Genomic DNA, 20,162 nt, shown 5'->3' on the forward strand with positions numbered 1-20,162 from the left:
GATCTTCCATTGACAAATTTTCATTTTAATGATGATGATACTATTAAGAAAGTACTTTACGGAAGAGTAAAACTTGAAAACGCAACTGCTTTTTTACACTTTTCAAAAAAAGGTATTGTACAACAGCTTATTCATAAATTAAAATATAAAGGGCATGAAGAGGTTGGAACATTTTTAGGAAATTGGCTAGGTGCTGAATTAAAAACAATTGAAGCTTATAACACCATAGATATAGTAGTGCCAGTGCCTTTGCATAAACACAAACTTAGAAAACGAGGGTATAATCAAGTTTCAAAATTTGCCAATGAGTTAGCCAATGCTTTAAATGTGAATGTTAACACTACTACACTACAAAAGATTGCAAACACTAAAACACAAGTATTTAAGGACAGGTTAAAGCGAACCGATGATAGTAAAACTATTTTTGCTATATCTGAAAACCAATCATTAAAACACAAGCATATTTTATTGGTTGACGATATTATTACAACAGGAGCAACAATAGAAGCTTGCGCTAATGCCTTGTTGCAAATAGAAGGTGTTAAAATAAGTGTGGCAACTATGGCAATTACACATTAACGTATTGCTTAACGGTAGTTGGTTTTCGTTTTTTAATACAATAAAACTTAATAAGTTTGAGTTTTGAGTATAGTTTTTAAAATTGTTTCTTTGTGCAAAATTATTCTTATTTAATGCGCTCATATATCACACGGATTTTAGGCATTGTTTTCTTAGCATTAGTTATTGCTAGTTGTGCTAATAGAGGAACTCCATCAGGTGGAGAAAAAGATACTGAACCACCAGTAATACTAAAATCTGTTCCTGAAAACTTCACGACAAATTTTAAGGGTAACGAAATTCGAATTTATTTTGATGAATACATTAAGGTTAAAGATGTTCAGCGTCAGCTTATCATTTCGCCACCAATGGACACACAACCAGATATTATTCCGTTAAGTTCAGCAAGTAAGTATATAAAAATAACCATAAAAGATACGCTTCAACCTAATACAACTTATGCGTTTAATTTTGGTGAAAGTATAGTAGATAACAACGAAGAAAACCCTTACCCTTATTACAGATATGTATTCTCTACAGGTGATTATATCGATTCGCTTTCGGTTAAAGGTGTGGTTATGGATTCTAAGCTTAAAAAACCAGATACCTTTGTTTCGGTAATGCTGTATGAAGTCGATTCCACTTTTACTGATTCTATCATTTATAAAGAAAAACCTAAATACATTACTAATACACTAGATAGTGTTACAACATTTAGTATTGATAACTTAAAAGCTGGTAAATACTTGATGGTTGCTGTAAAAGATGAAAACAGTAATTACACATTTGAGCCTAAAAGTGATAAAATAGGATTTCATAAAGACTTTATTGAAGTCCCTAGCGATTCCATTTATACTTTAAAACTATTTGAAGAAGAACTCGATTTTAAAGCTATAAAGCCAAAACAAATTGCAAAACAACGAATTGCTTTTGGCTATGAAGGAGACTATAACGGAATGCAGATTGAAATACTCAACGACAGTATACCTAATAACTTTAAAACCAAAATAACTAAAGACAGTAAAACTGATACTTTGTATTACTGGTACAAACCTAAATTAGAATTAGATTCTACATTGTTTGTGGTTAAAAATAAAACGTATGTTGATACACTAAAACATAGGTTTAGAGATTTAGATAAAGATTCATTAAGTGTTAGAGCGTTGGTTTCAGGAACTATAGATTTTGGTAAAGATTTTTCATTACAAGGAAGTACGCCTTTTGTGTCTTTAAACGAAAAGCAGGTGACTATCTTAGATCAAGATTCGGTAAATGTAGATTTCACTACAGAGTTTAACGAAATGGAAAACACCTATGCTTTTAAGTTTGAAAAGTCTCAAAACAATACCTATAAGATACAGATGTTACCAGAAACATTTACCGACTTTTTTGGTGAAGTTAATGATACGCTAAACTTTAATTTAAAAACTAAAGCTTATTCTGATTATTCTAATGTGAGAGTGACTTTAAGAAACGCTAAATATCCTGCTGTTGTTCAACTTACTGATGATAAAGGCGAAGTTAAATATGAACAATTTGCTACAGAGTTAAAGCCAATAGATTTTAGGTACATTCTTCCAGGAACTTATTTTTTAAGAGTTGTGCATGATGCTAATGGTAACCAAAAATGGGATACAGGAAATTACCTTAAAAAGATACAGCCCGAACGCGTTAGCCACTTCCCTGATGCTATAGACGCAAGAGCTAATTGGGACCCTATTATTGAGTTTATTCTAGAGTAAAACGGTCTTTATCGTTTAAAAATCTGAGTTTATTACGATAAAATGTAATATGGCTACGCTCTAGCGTAACTATTTCAGTAAGGTCTTTATTGGGTTTTATAGGTAGCATCACATTGCCCAAAACATCGTAAGCAGCTGAGTGTCCACAATATTCGTTTTCTTTTTCGTCAACACCAATTCGGTTTACACCAATGCAATATGTCATGTTTTCTATTGCTCTTGCTTTCAGCAATGCGTCCCAAGCTTGTATGCGAGGTTTAGGCCAATTGGCAACATATAGCAATAAGTCGTAGTCTTCAATGTTTCGACTCCAAACAGGAAATCTTAAGTCGTAGCATATAAGAGGACAAATTTTCCAACCTCTAAAATCTATCACTAATTTATCACTACCAGCCGAAAATACTTTGTCTTCACCTGCTAATGAAAAGGTGTGGCGTTTATCATATTTATGGATAGTTCCATCTGGTTCTACAAAACACAATCTATTATAAAACGCGTTATTTTCTTCAATAATTAAGCTGCCAACTACAGCAGCATTTTTGTTATTGGCCATTTTTTGCATCCACTCTACAGATTTACCTGCCATGGTTTCAGCATTGTCCTTGGCATTCATGGTGAAACCTGTGGTAAACATTTCAGGAAGAAGTATAACGTCAACAGGCTTGGTGATGTCTTCTATTTTTTGTTTAAAATGTTTGCGGTTTTGTTTTGGGTCTTCCCAAATTAAATCCGATTGTAAATAAGCGATTTTTAGTTGGTCTTGCATTGAGTTTAGGCTCACTTGAGCTTCTTTTTAGACTTATCGTAGTTTTCTTTTAGTTTTTCTATTTTTTCAAGCCATTTTGCCTCGTCATTAGGAGATAGTTTTCCTTTCTTTTTTAGCTTTTCGTACTTGCTTTGAGCGTCTTCTAATTTTTTAGATGCTTTATCAAATTTTGATTGCGCCTTTTCTTTTCGTTTTAATTCTTTTTCGGCCTTTTTTTGAGCTTTTTCAGCTTTTTTTGCTTGCTTTTCAAGTTTTTTAGCCTCTTTTTCTTGTTTTTGTGCTTTGTCGTATTCTTCTTTTGCTTTGGCTATTTTTACTTTAAATGCTTCAATTTCTTCTTTAGTAAACGTATCAGTAACATCTTTTCCTTCAAGGAAAATTTTTCCTTTTTTTATTTCGTAAGTTTTTCCTTCATGTTTAACTTCTTGTGCGTTTAAGTACAGTCCTAAGCTTAAAAATAATATTGTAATCCAGAATTTCATGTATTTATGTATTTGGTTTCTATGTAAAGTAAGACACAGAATTATTGTAAAAGTAACTCTTTTGTAGCAAATTAATTCAACTATTTTTTAAATGCTGTTTAATAATTCTGCAGCCTTTTTTAAAGTGTCATTTGTTTTAGCAAAGCAAAAGCGTAGCACATGCTCATCTAAATTATTATCGTTAAAAACGGATAATGGAATTGAGGCTATACCATGCTCAATAGTTAGGCGTTTTGCAAAATCTACATCGTGCTCTAGTGTAATGCCAGAGTAATCCAATACTTGAAAGTATGTGCCTTTTGAAGGTGTAAACTTAAAACGAGAATCTTTTATCAATTCTAAAAATAAGTTGCGTTTTTCTTGATAAAATTCAGGTAAATTCAAATAATGATTTGGCTCTTCCATATAATCCGATAGTCCTTTTTGTGAAGGATGATGCACAGAAAACACATTAAATTGATGCACGCTTCTAAAAATGTCCATTAGTGTTTTTGGCGCACAACTGTAACCAATTTTCCAACCAGTATTATGAAATGTTTTTCCAAAAGAAGCTGTTATAAAACTTCGCTCTTTTAAGTTTTTAAACCTACAAACACTTTGGTGTTGTTCACCATCAAAAATAATATGCTCATATACTTCGTCACTTAAAACAACAATATCTGTTTCGTTAGTTAATTCTTGTAGCTTGAGCATATCAGCTTTACTCAGTACTGTTCCGCTTGGGTTGTGAGGTGTGTTGACAATAATCATTTTGGTATTACTGTTTATGCTTTGCGCAACAGTATTCCAATCAATAGTATAGTTAGGTGCTTTTAGTTGTATAGCAATGCTTTTTCCACCATTAAGCTCGATTGCAGGTTGATAGCAATCGTAAGCAGGCTTAAAAATAATGACTTCGTCATTTGGTCTTATAAATGCTGATATTATGGTGAAAATAGCTTGGGTAGCTCCAGCTGTAACGGTAATTTCATTTTCAGGATTGTAACTAGAATTGTAAAGTAACTCATATTTTTTACTGATAGCATGACGTAAACCCAAATGTCCTTGCATAGGTGCATATTGGTTGTACCCAGAATTCATTGCGTTTGAAACTGCATCGATGAGTTTTTGGTCGCTTTTAAAATCAGGGAACCCTTGTGCTAAGTTCATAGCATTATGGGTATTTGCCAATGTACTCATTACAGAAAAAATGGAGTTGCCTACGTTGGATAGTTTTGATTGGTGGTATATCATAATATCTCGTTAAATTGATAAGTTTTAAAGATATAAAAATGTACTTTTTTTATTTTTACGCAAACTATAAAATATTAAATATGCGCATAATAAAATTGCTTTGCTTTTTCGTTGTTTTTCAAATGTCTGCCCAACAAGGAGGTATGTGGATTCCATCTCTTTTAGAAGGTATGAATGAAGATGAAATGCAAAGCCTTGGAAGTAAATTAACAGCTAAAGATATTTATGATGTTAATAATTCTAGCCTTAAAGATGCTATTGGACATTTTAATGGAGGTTGTACAAGTGAGGTAATTTCCGAACGTGGTTTGGTACTTACTAATCACCATTGTGGCTTTAGTCAAATCCAATCACATTCTTCTTTAGAAAACGATTATTTAAAAGATGGATTTTGGGCAATGTCTTTGGAAGAAGAACTGCCTAACGAAGGACTTTACATTGAGTTCATTGTAAGTATTCATGATGTTTCTGAGACCGTTTTAAAAGGGATTAATAACTCTATGACCGAAAAAGAAAAACAGTCTTTAATTGATCAAAATAGAAATGCAGTAATGGACTCTTGGCCAAAAGAAGAATGGCAAGATGTAAAAACAAAATCTTTCTACAAAGGCAATCAATATTTCTTATTTGTAACCGAACGATTTGAAGATATTAGATTGGTAGGAGCACCTCCAAGCAGTATAGGTAAGTTTGGAAGCGATACTGATAACTGGGTATTTCCAAGACATACAGGTGATTTTTCGTTATTCAGAATTTATGCTGATAAAAATAACAGACCAGCAAAATACAGCAAGGACAACGTTCCTTATAGACCAAAACATTTTTTACCTGTTTCTTTAGATGGTATTGAAGAAGGAGATTTTACAATGGTTTTTGGTTTTCCAGGTAGAACAAATGAATACCTTCCAGCTGTGGCCATTGAGCATATTACTGAAGAGTATAACCCTACAAATATTGCAATTAGGGAAGCCGCTTTAAAAGTGATTGATGCTAAGATGAAAGCGAGTGATGAAGTACGTATTAAATATGCCTCTAAGCAAGCTAGAATTGCAAATGCATGGAAAAAATGGATAGGTGAGAATTTAGGGATTGAGAAGAGTGATGCTGTTGCTAAACGACGTGAGTTTGAAGCTACATTTACAAAAGCTTTAAAAGAGAATAATTTAGAAGAAAAGTATGCGCACATTCTTCCTGAGTTTGATAGACTTTATAAAGACTTTGCTCCAATTAATATCAAAAGAAGGAATTTTACCGAAGTTTTTTTAGTAACCAATGAGTTAATGCAAATGACGTATAGGTTATACAAATTTGAACAAGCACTTGTTGACAATCCTGAAGATTTTGAAAAGCAAAAACCTGATTTAATCCAACGCTTTAAGAAAATTCATAAAAATTATGATGTTGATGTTGATAAAGGTGTTTACTTAAATGTAATGCCATTATATGGAGAATCAATTGATGCTTCAATTTATGATAAAACAGCTTTAACAAACTTAGACTCTGCTTTAAAACTTTTAGAAGGCGACGTTAAAAAAGTTCTAAAAAATATAAATAAGGATGCTGCTTATGCTTACGCAAAACCTATAATAGAGGAGTATTTTAATACTATAGACCCTGAGTATAAAGAAAAAAACGAGCTAATAACTGCATTGCAAACCGATTACATGACGGCATTAATGAAAGCATTACCTAACGAACGTTATTTCCCTGATGCAAATAGTACTTTACGTGTTACTTATGGGCAAGTTCGAGGCTATTCGCCAAGTGATGCTGTGTATTACAGCCCAGTAACTTATTTAGAAGGAATTATGGAAAAGTATATTCCTGGTGATTATGAGTTTGATGTACCGCAAAAGTTAATAGACTTATACAATACTAAAGATTTTGGTCCATATGCTGATAACAACGGAAAAGTGCCAGTGTGTTTTATAGGTACTAATCACACAACTGGTGGAAATTCTGGTAGTCCAGCTATAGATGCTTACGGAAATTTAATAGGACTCAATTTTGACCGTGTTTGGGAAGGTACTATGAGTGACATGAATTATGATCCTGAAATTTGTAGAAACATTATGGTAGATATTAGATATGTACTTTTTATAATAGATAAATATGCAGGAGCAAAACACCTAATTGAAGAAATGAAATTAGTTAGTAAAACAGCTCAATAAATAGGATAAAAATAAAACCCTTACTAAATTTAGTAAGGGTTTTTTATTATCTAAAAGCAAAGCAATCTATAGTTTAGACGCTAGTTTTTTTAGTATCTATAATACTCAGGTTTATAAGGACCTTCTACTTTAACACCAATGTACTCTGCTTGATCTTGCTTAAGTTCTGTTAACTCAACACCAATTTTTTCAAGGTGTAATTTCGCTACTTTTTCATCAAGATGCTTTGGTAACATATACACTTTGTTTTCGTAAGCGTCTTTGTTATTCCAAAGTTCTATTTGAGCCAATGTTTGGTTTGTAAACGAGTTACTCATTACAAAACTTGGGTGTCCTGTTGCGCAACCTAAATTCACCAAACGACCTTGAGCTAAAATGATAACATCTTTACCGTTTACGTTGTATTTGTCAACTTGTGGCTTAATTTCATCTTTAGTGTTACCGTAGTTTTTGTTTAACCAAGCCATGTCAATTTCATTGTCAAAATGTCCAATGTTACAAACTATGGTTTTGTCTTTCATAGCTTCAAAGTGCTCACCACGAACAATATCTTTATTTCCTGTAGTTGTAATTACAACATCTGCATTACCAATAACAGTTTCCAGTTTCTTCACTTCAAAACCATCCATAGCAGCTTGTAGTGCACAAATAGGGTCAATTTCAGTAACAGTTACAATACTTCCTGCACCTTTAAAAGAAGCAGCAGTACCTTTACCAACATCACCATAACCACAAACAACCACACGTTTTCCAGCTAGCATAACGTCAGTTGCACGACGAATAGCATCTACAGCACTCTCACGGCAACCGTATTTGTTGTCAAATTTAGATTTAGTAACAGAATCGTTTACGTTAATAGCAGGCATTGGTAATGTACCTTTTTCCATACGCTCGTATAAACGGTGAACACCTGTTGTAGTTTCTTCACTTAATCCGTTAATTCCAGGAACTAACTCTGGGTATTTGTCTAATACCATATTTGTTAAATCACCACCATCATCAAGAATCATGTTAAGTGGCTTTCTGTCTTCACCAAAGAAAAGTGTTTGTTCAATACACCAATCAAATTCTTCTTCGGTCATATTTTTCCATGCATAAACCGCAGTGCCAGTTTCAGCAATAGCAGCAGCAGCTTGATCTTGTGTAGAAAAGATGTTGCAAGAACTCCAAGTTACTTCTGCACCAAGAGCTTGTAATGTTTCAATCAAAACAGCAGTTTGAATAGTCATGTGTAAACATCCAGCAATACGAGCACCTTTTAAAGGTTGTTCATCTTTATATTCTTCACGAAGGCTCATTAAACCTGGCATTTCTGCTTCGGCTAATTCAATCTCTTTTCGTCCCCAAGCCGCAAGCGACATATCTTTTACCTTATTAGGTACGTAAGCAACAGTTTTTGTGTTCATATTAGTATATTTGTCTTTGTAAAATTAATTGAGACTGCAAAGATAACTAATAACTTTCAGAATAATAAATGCCTCTATATAAAACCCTTACTCCTAATTCTTATACTACTGTTAAAATTTGGAAGATTACAGAATCTTATAACCAGTTAAAGCAAGGTATGTTTTTAAGACCAGAGTGCGAAACTCGTGTTTTAGGTATGAAAAGCGAGTTGCATCAGCGTGGTTTTTTAAGCGTGAGACATTTACTAGCAGAGTTTGGATACACTGATGCCGATTTGTTTTATGACGAAAATGGAAAGCCACACCTAAAAGATGGAAAGCATATTTCCATAACACATTCGTTTATATTTTCGGCAGTTGTAGTAAGCGATAAAGAAGTAGGTATTGATATTGAAAAGCAACGAGAAAAAATAAGCATTATTGCTCAAAAGTTTGTTGAGTATGAGTTTGAATATCTCGATAAAACTGCAACGGATTATATTAATAAGCTTACTGTAATTTGGTGTATTAAAGAGTCCTTGTATAAGTTGTTTGCAACACCAGGTTTAAGCTTTTTTCAGCATACATTGGTAATTTCATTTATGATGAAAGACGAAGAAACAATAGCTTGGATTGATTATGATAATAAGAAATACCGTTACCAAACTACCTTTTTTGAGTTTGAAGGATTTACCTGTGCGTTAGCTTTACCATCATAAATGAAACAGATTTACAAAAACATAGTACAGTCTGTTTCTAGTGGCGAAAAGTTATTGGCAGTACTTATTGATCCTGATAAGTTTCAAATAGAACATACACCAGCATTCATTAGTAAAGTTAACGCGTCTATAGCAACTCATATTTTTGTTGGAGGAAGTGAAGTAGAAGAACAGCTTACAGATATTTTGGTTAATGAAATAAAAAAACACACGCAATTGCCAATTGTTTTATTTCCAGGAGATGTTACTCAAATTACAAATAAAGCTGATGGCTTACTATTTTTATCATTGATTTCTGGAAGAAACCCAGAATATTTAATAGGTAAACATATAAAAGCAGTTTCAAAACTAAAAGGCACACAGCTTGATATTATTCCAACAGGATATTTACTTATAGAAAACGGAAAAGAAACAGCTGTACAACGAGTTACTCAAACCCAACCTATGCCTAAAAACAATAGTGAACATATAGTAAATACAGCTAAAGCTGGAGAGCTTTTAGGTATGAAACTTATTTATCTTGAAGCAGGAAGTGGAGCATGTGAACCAATTTCAGAAAGTATTATTTCTAAAGTGAAAAGTGAACTGAATATTCCGTTGATTGTAGGAGGAGGAATTAGAAGTAAAACACAAATGAATGCGGCATATCAAGCAGGAGCAGATGTTGTGGTTATAGGAACCGCTTTTGAAGAAGACGAATCATTTTTTGACAGTTTAAAAAAATAAATATGAAAATATCAGTAGAACTAACATTAACACCATTACAAGACGATTTTGAACCATCAATCATCCATTTTATTAAAAAGTTGAGAGCTTCAAATCTTAAAGTATTAGAAAACCCATTAAGCACTCAGGTTTATGGTGAGTATGATGAGGTTATGCAGGTGCTTACAACCGAAATAAAAGAAGCATTTGAACTTGTGGAAAGAGGCTTACTGTATATGAAAATTGTAAAATCAGACAGACACGATTATGAGCCACATTTTTGATTGGTTATTTTCACAGTATCAAGGTATAGATACATATTTAATAGTTCTTGAGTTTATAGGAGTCTTCTTTGGCTTTTTAAGTGTTTGGTATTCCAAGCAAGAAAACATTTTGGTGTATCCAACAGGAATTATTAGTACAGCAATTTTTGTTTATATTCTTTGGGTTTATGGTCTTTTAGGAGATATGTTTATAAATGCCTATTACTTTTCTATGAGTATTTATGGCTGGTATTTCTGGACAAGAAAAGATGATAATAACCAAGAAGTGCCAGTAACAAAAACTACAAAAAAAGAACACTTGTGGGGTGCAGTTATTTTTGTAGCTACAATTCTTTTTGTGATTCTAATTTATAAAGTAAATGATAAGTTTGATTCTTGGACAGCTTATGTAGATACTGTTACAACTGCTATATTTTTTGTTGGTATGTGGTTAATGGCAAAAAAGAAATTAGAAAATTGGACATATTGGATTATAGGAGATTTAATTTCGGTACCCTTATATTTTTATAAAGGTCTAATTTTCACGTCTTTTCAATATTTTTTATTTACTATTATAGCTATTTATGGATATAAAGCATGGAAGAACAACTTAAACAACAACCAGCAAATTGCATAAAAGTAGTTTTGTTTGGACCGGAAAGTACAGGCAAAACAACACTTTCTAGACAGTTAGCTAGACATTATAATTCCGTTTGGGTACCAGAGTATGCACGTGAGTACCTTCAAAATAAATGGAACAATGAGCGTAAAACCTGCGAACCTAAAGACTTGCTGCCAATTGCTATTGGACAAATACGTTTAGAAAATGAGCTAGCTAAAAAAACAAATACTGTTTTGATTTGCGATACCGACTTGTTAGAAACCAAAGTTTATTCTGAAGCGTACTACTCAGGGACTTGCGATCCAATTTTAGAAAAATTTGCTTTAGAGAACACCTATAGTTTATACTTTTTAACGTATATTGATACGCCTTGGGAGGCAGACGATTTACGTGATAAACCCAATGAGCGAGAACGTATGTTTAAAGCGTTTGAAAGTGCATTAATCAAGCATAAAAAACCTTATGTTTTGCTTAAAGGAAATAAAAGTGAACGTCTAGAAACTGCCCTAAAACACATTGATCAATTATTAAAAAGCAATACATGAGTTTTTCAGATTCAGATTTAAAACAAATTGAAAGTAAAGGTCTAACGCTTAGAAAAGTCCAGTCTCAAATAGAACTTTTTGTAACAGGATTACCTTTTTCTAACCTTGTGTCAGCAGCTACCATTGGTGATGGAATTATCAGGTATACTGATACTGAGGTTGAACATTATATAAACGTGTTTGAAGGCAAAAAAAATGACCTATGCGTTTTAAAATTTGTTCCTGCTTCTGGTGCTGCAACTCGCATGTTTAAGTTTTTATTTCAGTTTATAAAAGACTATGACCCTGAAGCTGAAACCTTAAATGCCTATATAAACAGAACAAAAAACAGTAATCTGTCTATGTTTATGGTTGGTTTAGAAAAGTTTCCGTTTTATTATGAGGTTATGGATATGCTCAATGAAAAATATCCTAATTATAAAGCGCTAAGTACAGGTCATCAAGCATTGTTGTTTGTAAAAACTATGTTAGATGAAGACAAGCTTAACTATGGTAATTTCCCTAAAGGTTTATTGCCTTTTCATGAATACAAAAACAAAATAATCTCAACGGCTTTTGAAGAGCATTTATTTGAGTCGGCTTTGTATTCTTCAACAAATGCAACAACTAAACTGCACTTTACAATTTCTGAAAAGTATAAAGACAAATTCAAGAATGAGTTCAATAGAATTCAAGAAAAAGTAGAGAAAAAAACAGGCGCAAAATTTGATATTTCGTTTTCATACCAAAAAGAATCTACTGATACTATTGCGGTAACTCCAAAAAACAAACCCTTTCGTGAAGACGATGGTACATTGTTGTTTAGACCATCAGGTCATGGAGCGCTTATTGAGAACTTAAACGACCTAAATGCTGACATTATCTTTATTAAAAACATTGATAATGTTGTGGTGTATAAGTACAAGACTGAAGTTGCTAAATACAAAAAATTACTTGCAGGCGTTTTACTAAACCTTCAAGAAACCTCGTTTAAATATATGGAGCAATTGGATGATGAAGAAACAACCGAAGACGAACTGATTAAAATTGCTGAATTCCTTCTTAATAAATTACAGGTAAAAATTTCTCCTGAGTTTGAAAAATATAAAGCTAAATACCAAATTGAATATTTAAGAGAAAAACTTAATAGACCAATACGTATTTGCGGAATGGTGAAAAATGAAGGCGAACCTGGAGGTGGACCATTTTGGGTAAAAGACGAAAGCGGAAATGTGTCGCTTCAAATAGTGGAGTCTGCTCAAATAAACATGAAAAACAAGCCACAAAAAGCCATTTTAAAAAAATCTACACACTTTAATCCTGTTGATATTGTATGCAGTGTTAAAAACTATAAAGGAGAAAAGTTTGATTTAACTGACTTTGTAGACCCAAAAACAGCATTCATTACCATGAAGACCAAAGTAGGAAAAGATTTAAAAGCACTTGAGCTACCTGGTTTATGGAATGGAAGCATGTCTAACTGGAACACGGTTTTTGTTGAAGTACCTCTTATTACCTTTAATCCTGTAAAAACAGTAAACGATTTATTAAAAGCACCGCATCAAATAAAAAGTGATGCTTGACGAAGAACTCTTACTTACCGAATTATCTTTCAAAGCCATAAAAAGCTCTGGAGCTGGTGGACAACACGTTAATAAAACAGCTTCTAAAGTTGAATTGACTTTTAATGTTGAAGCATCTACAGTTTTAAATGAGGAACAAAAGGAGCTCTTGCTCAAAAACCTACAAACAAGATTAAGCAACCAAAATGTACTTATCTTACAATGTGGTGAAAGCCGAAGTCAGCATAAAAATAAAGCACTTGTAATTGAGCGTTTTTTAGAAATTATTAAACAAGGTTTGATCGTTCCTAAAAAAAGAAAAAAGACAGCTGTTCCTAAGGCAGTAAAACAAAAACGACTTCAAAACAAAAGGCAACTGTCTGAAAAAAAAGCCAATAGAAAGCCTCCTAAAATTTAAAAGTCATAGGTATCACTATCAGTGATTTTTTAAGTAACAAAAAATTGTTTCGAGAAGTCTTTTAAAGTCTAAATTAGTTCATTAATTTTGCAGCGTTCTCAAAAAGGGGTGCTTTTTTCAGTACTCAGTAGAGCAGTATTCAGTTACAGTTTAAGTGTTTTTTATAATACAGACTGCTAATTGTAAGACTGCAAACTGCGCACTGATTTCGGCTGAGATCATACCCAATGAACCTAGAACAGGTAATGCTGTTTAGGGACTGTGAATACTTAATGCTGTATCCGGAACAACCTAAAGTATTCTATTTTATAATTATTTATTAACCAAAGAATAATTACCTCTTTTTATTCGATTATAAACATAATCGTAATGAAAAATTTATTCGCATTTTTAGCATTATTCGTGCTATCTGTCAGTGCATTTTCACAAGAAAAACAAAAAGATTCTACCGAAGTAGAAAAACTAGACGAAGTTCTAGTAAAAGCAGTTCGTGTTGAGGCAACATCACCAATTACTCACACAAACGTAAAAAAAGAAGATCTTAAAAAGCGCAACTTAGGTCAAGACATTCCTGTGCTTTTAAATTATTTACCGTCAGTTGTTACTACAACCGATGCTGGAGCAGGAGTTGGTTACACAGGAATTAGAGTTCGTGGTATTAGTTCGCAATCCACTAACGTAACTATTAACGGAATTCCGTATAATGATGCAGAGTCATTAGGAACATTTTGGGTGAATTTAGGGGACTTTGCGTCTTCAGTTGAAAATTTACAATTGCAACGTGGAGTAGGGACCTCTACCAATGGTTCAGGAGCTTTTGGGGCTAGTATTAATGTGCTTACCGATGCAATTTCTGAAAAGCCTTATGGCGAAATTTCAAACTCATTTGGTAGTTATAATACTAGAAAACACACCTTAAAGTTTAGTACAGGTAAGTTAAATGACCATATTGAAATTGCAGGTCGTTTGTCTCAAATAAAATCTGATGGATATATAGACAGAGCAACTTCTGATTTAAAATCCTATTTTCTACAAGCAGCTTATGTAGATGCTAACACCTTAATTAAAGCCATTACTTTTTCTGGTAAGGAAATTACCTATCAATCTTGGAATGGATTGGAAGATTTAGAAAAACTAGAAAATGATCGTACCTTCAATACAGCAGGTATGTTTACTGACGAAGATGGTAACACACGCTTCTACGATAACGAGGTTGATAATTACCAACAAGATCACTATCAACTACACTGGAACCAACGTTACAATAACAATTGGTCAACTAACTTAGGGCTTAACTATACCTATGGTCATGGTTATTTTGAGCAGTATAAAGAAGACGAAAGCTTTTCAGATTATGATTTAGAAGAAATCACCATTGGTAGTGAAACTATCAATGAAACAGATTTGATAAGACGTAGATGGTTAGATAACGATTTTTATGTAGTTAATGCCAACGTTAATTATAAAGACGATGCTATAAATGTTATTTCAGGGTTATCTTATAGTAATTATGATGGCGATCATTTTGGAGAAATAATTTGGGCTCAATATGCTAGTAATAGTGAAATAAGAGACCATTATTATGACGGAAATGGTAAGAAAAATGATTTTAGTGTATTTGCAAAAGCAACCTACAGATTGAATGATAAAGTTAGTTTATATGGTGATTTACAATTACGAAATGTAGGTTATAAAACATCAGGAGAGACATCAGATAGAGTGCCATTTAATATTGATGAAAACTACAGTTTTTTTAATCCTAAAGCAGGTGTCACGTATAAGTTAAACACAGCAAGTAACCTGTATTTCTCGTATGCAAGAGCTAACAGAGAACCAAAACGTGATGATTTTGAAAACAATCCTGATGTAAAACCAGAACAGTTAAACGATTTTGAATTAGGTTGGAGATACAGTAAAGAAACCTTTAGACTTAATATCAATGGTTACTATATGCAGTATAACGAGCAATTGGTTTTAACAGGAACTATTGATGATGTTGGTAGTCCTGTAAGAGCTAACAGTGGAGAAAGCTATAGACTAGGTTTAGAAGTTGATGCAGCTTTAGCCATAACGTCTAAGTTTTCAGTGCAGCCTAATTTTACCATTAGTTCTAATAAAAACAAAGAAACTGTTGCCTCAATTGATGGCGAGTTAGTAAATCTTGGTAAAACCAATATTTCATTTTCACCAGAGTTTATTGCAGCTAATGCTTTTGTATTTCAACCAACACCACAATTTCAAATGTCTTTTTTAAGCAAGTATGTTGGTGAGCAGTTTATGGGAAATACTGATGCTGAGGCTTCAAAACTTGATAGCTATTTTGTTAACGATTTCAATATCATGTATGAAATTAAAACCAATTCTATTTTCAAATCTATAGTGCTAACAGGATTGGTAAACAATGTGTTTGGTAAAAAATATGAGTCTAACGGATATTATTACACCTACGATGATACTTGGTCTAATCCAGGACAAGTTGAAACAATTGAAGGTGCAGGCTTTTATCCGCAGGCAACTACTAACTTTTTAGTAGGAGCAACCTTACGATTTTAATTAGTAATACTATAGGTGTTACTTCCAGTTGGAGTAACTCTGTATTCTTTAAGACCACAAGGTAATGCTTCGTTAAGAGGCTGACCAATAAACAGGCTATATTCATTTTCATCACCACAACCACACTTAGCATTTGCACCATCAATAGTCATAATTGAGCAACTGCTAGCTGTGTGGCTAGGGTCTGCAGCATCCCATGCTCTCAGTCCTGAGCCAACATTGGTCACAATAATGCCTCCATTACCTTGGTTGGGAATATATACAGAGTTACTCGTAAACTGTAATTGACTGTATTGTGGTAGGTTAAGGTTAATACTTGCGTTAACCCCTAAATTTTGTAAAAAATTGCAGTTGTTGTTATCGTCACTTTTACTGCACGATACCAATAAAGCAAAGGTAAGTAGTGTTAAAAAATTCTTCATAGCATGAATTTATAAGCCTGCAATTTAAACAAAATAAATAGTGAAATAAATATTTTGTATATTTGTGTCATAATCTCGTGTGAGCGAGATTTTTTGCGTTAGTCCCGAGCATAAGCATCGGGATATTTTGAATAAAGTCGCAAAGCTAATTATAAAGTAAACGATGAAGTTATGAGTAAAGTATCTTATTATACTGCTGAGGGATTAAAAAAATTAAGAGAAGAGTTAAACCAACTTAAAGATATAGAACGTCCTAAAGCGTCACAAGCAATTGCCGAAGCTAGAGATAAAGGTGATTTGAGTGAGAATGCTGAATACGATGCAGCTAAAGAAGCTCAAGGTATGCTAGAGATGAAAATTTCTAAGTTAGAAGAAACTTTGGCTAACGCAAGACTTATTGATGAGTCGCAATTAGACACATCAAAAGTATTGGTATTGTCTAAAGTGAAAATTAAAAACCAAACCAATGGTATGGAAATGACTTATACTTTGGTTGCTGATGGTGAAGCTAATTTAGCGCAAGGAAAAATTTCAGTTAACTCTCCAATAGGTAAAGGATTATTAGGGAAATCTGTAGGAGATGTTGCCGATATACAAGTACCTAATGGTATAATGAAATTTGATATTTTAGAGATAAGCCGATAAGCTTTCACGACATAATAATATGCTAAAAGATTCCACATACGTTGGAATCTTTTTATATTTACAAATAGTGCAATAACTAAGTAACCTAAAACCTAAAAAATGGCATCCATATTCACAAAAATTGTAAATGGTGAAATACCTTGTTATAAAGTAGCCGAAACTAAAGATTATTTGGCGTTTTTGGATGTTAACCCAAATGCGATAGGACACACGCTTTGTATTCCAAAAATTGAAGTAGATAAATTATTTGATCTTGACGAAGCGACCTATATAGGTTTAATGGAGTTTTCTAGAAGCGTTGCTATTGCGCTAGAAAAAGCAGTACCTTGTAAACGTGTAGGTGTTTCAGTTATTGGGCTAGAAGTTCCTCATGTACATGTACATCTTATTCCATTAAACTCAATGGAAGATGCTCGTTTTATTTCAAAAGTTGCCATGGATAAAGAAGCGTTTGAAGCTACAGCAAAACGTATTGCTTCGTTTATGTAAACTACCCAAAAACTCCCATAGCAAATAGGACAACTCCTGCTATGATAAGCAAATCTAAAACAATAAGTACCCAAGCTAAGGTTTTTAGCTTTAAAGATTTTGGTTTAGGCTTAGCAGCGCGTTTTTGGTAAGCAACTACTTGTTCAATTTCATCAGTCCAACGTACTGGGAAAATATCAGTATCACAGGTAGAGCAAGACATAGATTGTGTGGTTTCTTCGGTAATGGCTTTGTAAAAAGCGTTTTCAACAAACTGTTGCTTAAAGGTGAGTTGCAATCCATTGTTGGAGTAGCACTCAGGACAATTGTTGTTAAGTTTAACTTCTTTTAGTGTAAAAAACTTTTTAGCCATACTTCAAATGTACTAAACTAATTTTAAACTGATTAACATTGTGGTGCCTTTGCCAATTTCGGACTGTAAGACTTTTATCTTGCCTTTGTGGTAATCTTCAATAATACGTTTGGATAATGAAAGTCCTAATCCCCAACCACGCTTTTTACTGGTAAAACCAGGTTCAAAAATTTTATTGAATTGGTGTTTTGGAATTCCTTTTCCTGAGTCGCTAATAGTTACTTTTACATATTTACCATCTTCAACTATTGCTATTTTAAGCTCGCCTTTACCTTTCATAGCGTCAATAGCATTTTTCACAAGGTTTTCAATAGTCCAACTGTAAAGTTGAGCGTTGAGGTTTACAAAAATATTAGCATCAGGAGTAGTGATTTCAAAATCTATAAGTTTGGAAGAACGTGCTTTTAAATAATCGTAAGAGTCTAGTGTTTCCTGTACAATATCAGTTTTTTTAAGTGTTGGTACAGATCCAATTTTACTAAAGCGTTCAGTAATGGTTTGAAGCCTATTAACGTCTTTTTCAATTTCTTTTATATAATCTGGATTTACGTTTTCAGAACGTAAAATTTCAGTCCAACCAACCAATGAAGACAACGGTGTCCCAATTTGATGTGCTGTTTCTTTTGCCATTCCTGTCCAGAGTTTATTTTGTTCAGCATTTTTAGCACTTCGGTAAAAAAAGTAGGCCACAGCTATAAACAGGAAAATAATAAGCAACAATGCCATTGGGTAATACTTCAACTTATTCAATAGAGGAGAGTTGCCATAGTATAGAGTAGAAAAAATCTTGTCTTTGTATTTTATTTCAATAGGTTGGTTTTCTTTTTTAAACTGTTCAATTAACTTTTTAGCATATTCAGGATCTTGAATTTTCTCTTCATCAATATTGTTACTGCTGGTTACATTTCCTTTTGCATCCAATAAAATCATTGGAGTAGAGGAGTTGCTTCTTAAAATCTCTAAAGGTAATTCACCTATGTCACCATCAAGGTCTGTGGTTTTGGTAACTTCTTTTTGAGCAAACGACCAATTTTGCATTTTTATTCGCTCTTCTTGTTTAAAATTTTGAAAGAAAATATAGGTATTCCAAAGTATTAACGAGATAATAATAAAAGAAACTATAATAATGGTCCAGCGTAGAATGTTCTTGTTTGCGGTAAGTGTCATTATAAAATGTTTACAATAATTAAATATAATGCAAATCTGTTAATAATATTGTACAGCAACTACTTCAAATCATTTTTATAACAGTACTAATATGGTTACATTTGTGCAAAATCAATGGTGTAATGATATCTTTTGAGCCAAAAGACCTTTCAACAGGAAAACTTCATAGTTATTTATCAAGTGCTGTAGCGCCTAGACCTATTGCATTTGCAAGTACTATAGACAAAGATGGTAACCCAAACTTGTCACCTTTTAGTTTCTTTAATGTGTTTAGTGCTAATCCGCCAATTATGATATTTTCTCCTGCACGACGTGTAAGAGATAATACAGTAAAACACACTTTAGAAAATGTTGAAGCTATAAAAGAAGTGGTCATTAATGTGGTGAATTATGATATGGTACATCAAGCATCATTAAGTAGTACCGAATACGCTAAAGGTATTAACGAGTTTGATAAAGCAGGTTTAACCATGTTAGCATCTGATGTGGTAAAACCTTTTAGAGTAGCCGAATCACCTATTCAATTTGAGTGTAAGGTAAACGATGTTATTAAACTAGGAACCGAAGGAGGAGCAGGTAATTTGGTGATATGCGAGGTGGTTAAATTCCATATTACGGAAGAAGTATTGGACGACAATCAAGTTATAGACCAAGAAAAACTAGACTTAGTTGCTAGAGCAGGCGGAAGCTATTACAATAGAGCTAAAAAAGGATTTTTTGAAATTCCTAAACCACTCTCAACACTAGGTATAGGTGTCGATGCAATGCCTGAAGAAGTTAAAAACAGTATGGTGTTGACAGGAAATGATTTGGGTATGTTGGGTAATGTAGAAGAGTTACCAAACCAAAAGGAGATTGATGCGTTTATAACCACTGTAAGCGAGCATTATCCAAATATTAAAAACATGTCTCACCACCAAAAGCATAGTATAGCGCGAAACTATTTAAGTTATGGCGATGTAAGTAGTGCGTGGAAGTTATTATTATCATAAGTAAATTAAATATTAGATGGAAATACAAGGAAAAGTAAAAATGATTGGAGAAACCCAAACTTTTGGAAGTAATGGGTTTAGAAAAAGAGAAATTGTTGTAACTACTGAGGAACAATACCCTCAGCATATAATGGTAGAATTTATTCAAGATAAAACCGATTTGTTAAATAACTATCAAGTAGGTCAACCAGTAAAAATAAGCATCAATTTAAGAGGAAGAGAATGGGTTAATCCACAAGGTGAAACCAAGTATTTCAATTCTATACAAGGATGGAGAATTGAAAACTTACAACAAGAAGCCTCTAGTGATATGCCACCAGTACCACCAGCAGAAGCATTTGAGCCTGCTGGCGATTTAAATGAAGATGACCATGACGATTTGCCATTTTAAT

Annotated in this window: 22 protein-coding genes; 15 read left to right on the forward strand and 7 right to left on the reverse strand. The window is 33.2% G+C overall.

Annotated elements, in window-relative coordinates; genetic code table 11:
• The first annotated feature begins 9 nt into the window (after positions 1 to 9).
• Both A8975_RS01910 and A8975_RS01915 read left to right on the forward strand, forming a co-directional pair.
• Positions 10 to 579, forward strand: coding sequence for a ComF family protein (locus A8975_RS01910; protein WP_317128031.1), 570 nt, complete (start codon positions 10 to 12; stop codon positions 577 to 579).
• Between the two features lie 113 nt (positions 580 to 692).
• Positions 693 to 2,300, forward strand: a complete 1,608-nt coding sequence (locus A8975_RS01915; protein ID WP_134198483.1) for an Ig-like domain-containing protein — start codon at positions 693 to 695, stop codon at positions 2,298 to 2,300.
• On the opposite strand, the gene A8975_RS01920 is transcribed toward A8975_RS01915, so the two are convergent.
• From A8975_RS01920 to A8975_RS01930, 3 genes are all read right to left on the reverse strand, one after another.
• Positions 2,287 to 3,066, reverse strand: coding sequence for an amidohydrolase (locus A8975_RS01920; protein WP_134198484.1), 780 nt, complete (start codon positions 3,064 to 3,066; stop codon positions 2,287 to 2,289). The two genes, A8975_RS01915 and A8975_RS01920, sit on opposite strands and share 14 nt — an antisense overlap.
• An 11-nt stretch (positions 3,067 to 3,077) precedes the next feature.
• Complete coding sequence (locus tag A8975_RS14490) at positions 3,078 to 3,548, reverse strand: hypothetical protein (protein WP_166667430.1); 471 nt, start codon at positions 3,546 to 3,548, stop codon at positions 3,078 to 3,080.
• A gap of 87 nt (positions 3,549 to 3,635) precedes the next feature.
• Entirely contained in the window at positions 3,636 to 4,778 is a 1,143-nt protein-coding gene (locus tag A8975_RS01930) for a methionine aminotransferase (protein WP_134198860.1), read from the reverse strand.
• Positions 4,779 to 4,861: 83 nt separating this feature from the next.
• Between A8975_RS01930 and A8975_RS01935 the strand changes: the two genes are divergently transcribed.
• The gene (locus A8975_RS01935) at positions 4,862 to 6,952 is read left to right on the forward strand and encodes a S46 family peptidase (RefSeq protein WP_134198486.1); all 2,091 of its coding nucleotides are present in this window, start codon (positions 4,862 to 4,864) and stop codon (positions 6,950 to 6,952) included.
• Positions 6,953 to 7,041: 89 nt separating this feature from the next.
• Here the strand turns inward: A8975_RS01935 and ahcY are convergent, their stop codons facing one another.
• Positions 7,042 to 8,358 carry an adenosylhomocysteinase gene (gene ahcY, locus A8975_RS01940; RefSeq protein WP_129759553.1) on the reverse strand — a complete coding sequence of 439 codons (1,317 nt, stop codon included), beginning with the start codon at positions 8,356 to 8,358 and terminating at the stop codon, positions 7,042 to 7,044.
• A gap of 68 nt (positions 8,359 to 8,426) precedes the next feature.
• On the opposite strand from ahcY, the gene A8975_RS01945 reads away from it, so the two are divergent.
• The 8 genes from A8975_RS01945 (at position 8,427) to A8975_RS01980 (ending at position 15,703) form a co-directional block, all read left to right on the forward strand.
• Positions 8,427 to 9,056 carry a 4'-phosphopantetheinyl transferase family protein gene (locus tag A8975_RS01945; RefSeq protein WP_134198487.1) on the forward strand — a complete coding sequence of 210 codons (630 nt, stop codon included), beginning with the start codon at positions 8,427 to 8,429 and terminating at the stop codon, positions 9,054 to 9,056.
• Positions 9,057 to 9,782, forward strand: a complete 726-nt coding sequence (locus A8975_RS01950; protein ID WP_134198488.1) for a geranylgeranylglyceryl/heptaprenylglyceryl phosphate synthase — start codon at positions 9,057 to 9,059, stop codon at positions 9,780 to 9,782.
• 2 nt (positions 9,783 to 9,784) lie between these two features.
• Entirely contained in the window at positions 9,785 to 10,045 is a 261-nt protein-coding gene (locus tag A8975_RS01955; RefSeq protein ID WP_129759550.1) for a thiamine-binding protein, read from the forward strand.
• Positions 10,029 to 10,661, forward strand: coding sequence for a nicotinamide riboside transporter PnuC (gene pnuC, locus A8975_RS01960; RefSeq protein WP_131506198.1), 633 nt, complete (start codon positions 10,029 to 10,031; stop codon positions 10,659 to 10,661). The genes A8975_RS01955 and pnuC overlap by 17 nt, the downstream gene beginning before the upstream one ends.
• The gene (locus A8975_RS01965) at positions 10,622 to 11,191 is read left to right on the forward strand and encodes an AAA family ATPase (protein ID WP_134198489.1); all 570 of its coding nucleotides are present in this window, start codon (positions 10,622 to 10,624) and stop codon (positions 11,189 to 11,191) included. Before pnuC ends, A8975_RS01965 begins: the two co-directional genes overlap by 40 nt.
• Positions 11,188 to 12,753 (forward strand): DUF4301 family protein, encoded by a 1,566-nt coding sequence (locus A8975_RS01970; RefSeq protein WP_131506196.1) that lies wholly within the window; start codon positions 11,188 to 11,190, stop codon positions 12,751 to 12,753. Before A8975_RS01965 ends, A8975_RS01970 begins: the two co-directional genes overlap by 4 nt.
• Positions 12,746 to 13,150, forward strand: a complete 405-nt coding sequence (gene arfB / locus A8975_RS01975) for an alternative ribosome rescue aminoacyl-tRNA hydrolase ArfB (protein WP_134198490.1) — start codon at positions 12,746 to 12,748, stop codon at positions 13,148 to 13,150. The genes A8975_RS01970 and arfB overlap by 8 nt, the downstream gene beginning before the upstream one ends.
• A gap of 369 nt (positions 13,151 to 13,519) precedes the next feature.
• Positions 13,520 to 15,703: a TonB-dependent receptor gene (locus tag A8975_RS01980; RefSeq protein WP_134198491.1), complete on the forward strand. Its 2,184-nt coding sequence runs from the start codon at positions 13,520 to 13,522 to the stop codon at positions 15,701 to 15,703.
• Here A8975_RS01980 and A8975_RS01985 read toward each other — a convergent pair.
• Entirely contained in the window at positions 15,700 to 16,125 is a 426-nt protein-coding gene (locus tag A8975_RS01985) for a hypothetical protein (protein ID WP_129759544.1), read from the reverse strand. The two genes, A8975_RS01980 and A8975_RS01985, sit on opposite strands and share 4 nt — an antisense overlap.
• Before the next feature lie 171 nt (positions 16,126 to 16,296).
• On the opposite strand from A8975_RS01985, the gene greA reads away from it, so the two are divergent.
• On the forward strand, positions 16,297 to 16,770 hold the full coding sequence (gene greA / locus A8975_RS01990; protein ID WP_129759543.1) for a transcription elongation factor GreA: 474 nt from the start codon (positions 16,297 to 16,299) through the stop codon (positions 16,768 to 16,770).
• A gap of 99 nt (positions 16,771 to 16,869) precedes the next feature.
• On the forward strand, positions 16,870 to 17,259 hold the full coding sequence (locus tag A8975_RS01995; RefSeq protein ID WP_129759542.1) for an HIT family protein: 390 nt from the start codon (positions 16,870 to 16,872) through the stop codon (positions 17,257 to 17,259).
• 1 nt (position 17,260) lies between these two features.
• Here the strand turns inward: A8975_RS01995 and A8975_RS02000 are convergent, their stop codons facing one another.
• Entirely contained in the window at positions 17,261 to 17,611 is a 351-nt protein-coding gene (locus A8975_RS02000; protein ID WP_131506192.1) for a hypothetical protein, read from the reverse strand.
• 12 nt (positions 17,612 to 17,623) lie between these two features.
• Complete coding sequence (locus tag A8975_RS02005) at positions 17,624 to 18,778, reverse strand: sensor histidine kinase (protein WP_134198492.1); 1,155 nt, start codon at positions 18,776 to 18,778, stop codon at positions 17,624 to 17,626.
• A 122-nt stretch (positions 18,779 to 18,900) separates the two neighbouring features.
• Here A8975_RS02005 and A8975_RS02010 point away from each other — a divergent pair, with 122 nt between their 5' ends.
• Positions 18,901 to 19,770, forward strand: coding sequence for a flavin reductase family protein (locus tag A8975_RS02010; RefSeq protein WP_134198493.1), 870 nt, complete (start codon positions 18,901 to 18,903; stop codon positions 19,768 to 19,770).
• A 16-nt stretch (positions 19,771 to 19,786) separates the two neighbouring features.
• Positions 19,787 to 20,161 carry a DUF3127 domain-containing protein gene (locus A8975_RS02015; protein WP_129759538.1) on the forward strand — a complete coding sequence of 125 codons (375 nt, stop codon included), beginning with the start codon at positions 19,787 to 19,789 and terminating at the stop codon, positions 20,159 to 20,161.
• Position 20,162: the final 1 nt, after the last annotated feature.

It is taken from the genome of Meridianimaribacter flavus (genome assembly GCF_004366715.1).
GTDB lineage: Bacteria > Bacteroidota > Bacteroidia > Flavobacteriales > Flavobacteriaceae > Gaetbulibacter_B > Gaetbulibacter_B jejuensis.

Excerpts from the sequence above, each read along its gene's own strand:
- A8975_RS01915 (WP_134198483.1), top strand. The coding sequence starts at position 693 with ATGCGCTCATATATCACACGGATTTTAGGCATTGTTTTCTTAGCATTA.
- A8975_RS01920 (WP_134198484.1), bottom strand. The coding sequence starts at position 3,066 with ATGCAAGACCAACTAAAAATCGCTTATTTACAATCGGATTTAATTTGG.
- A8975_RS14490 (WP_166667430.1), bottom strand. The coding sequence starts at position 3,548 with ATGAAATTCTGGATTACAATATTATTTTTAAGCTTAGGACTGTACTTA.
- A8975_RS01935 (WP_134198486.1), top strand. The coding sequence starts at position 4,862 with ATGCGCATAATAAAATTGCTTTGCTTTTTCGTTGTTTTTCAAATGTCT.
- ahcY (WP_129759553.1), bottom strand. The coding sequence starts at position 8,358 with ATGAACACAAAAACTGTTGCTTACGTACCTAATAAGGTAAAAGATATG.
- A8975_RS01945 (WP_134198487.1), top strand. The coding sequence starts at position 8,427 with ATGCCTCTATATAAAACCCTTACTCCTAATTCTTATACTACTGTTAAA.
- A8975_RS01950 (WP_134198488.1), top strand. The coding sequence starts at position 9,057 with ATGAAACAGATTTACAAAAACATAGTACAGTCTGTTTCTAGTGGCGAA.
- A8975_RS01955 (WP_129759550.1), top strand. The coding sequence starts at position 9,785 with ATGAAAATATCAGTAGAACTAACATTAACACCATTACAAGACGATTTT.
- pnuC (WP_131506198.1), top strand. The coding sequence starts at position 10,029 with ATGAGCCACATTTTTGATTGGTTATTTTCACAGTATCAAGGTATAGAT.
- A8975_RS01965 (WP_134198489.1), top strand. The coding sequence starts at position 10,622 with ATGGAAGAACAACTTAAACAACAACCAGCAAATTGCATAAAAGTAGTT.
- A8975_RS01970 (WP_131506196.1), top strand. The coding sequence starts at position 11,188 with ATGAGTTTTTCAGATTCAGATTTAAAACAAATTGAAAGTAAAGGTCTA.
- arfB (WP_134198490.1), top strand. The coding sequence starts at position 12,746 with ATGCTTGACGAAGAACTCTTACTTACCGAATTATCTTTCAAAGCCATA.
- A8975_RS01980 (WP_134198491.1), top strand. The coding sequence starts at position 13,520 with ATGAAAAATTTATTCGCATTTTTAGCATTATTCGTGCTATCTGTCAGT.
- A8975_RS01985 (WP_129759544.1), bottom strand. The coding sequence starts at position 16,125 with ATGAAGAATTTTTTAACACTACTTACCTTTGCTTTATTGGTATCGTGC.
- greA (WP_129759543.1), top strand. The coding sequence starts at position 16,297 with ATGAGTAAAGTATCTTATTATACTGCTGAGGGATTAAAAAAATTAAGA.
- A8975_RS01995 (WP_129759542.1), top strand. The coding sequence starts at position 16,870 with ATGGCATCCATATTCACAAAAATTGTAAATGGTGAAATACCTTGTTAT.
- A8975_RS02000 (WP_131506192.1), bottom strand. The coding sequence starts at position 17,611 with ATGGCTAAAAAGTTTTTTACACTAAAAGAAGTTAAACTTAACAACAAT.
- A8975_RS02005 (WP_134198492.1), bottom strand. The coding sequence starts at position 18,778 with ATGACACTTACCGCAAACAAGAACATTCTACGCTGGACCATTATTATA.
- A8975_RS02010 (WP_134198493.1), top strand. The coding sequence starts at position 18,901 with ATGATATCTTTTGAGCCAAAAGACCTTTCAACAGGAAAACTTCATAGT.
- A8975_RS02015 (WP_129759538.1), top strand. The coding sequence starts at position 19,787 with ATGGAAATACAAGGAAAAGTAAAAATGATTGGAGAAACCCAAACTTTT.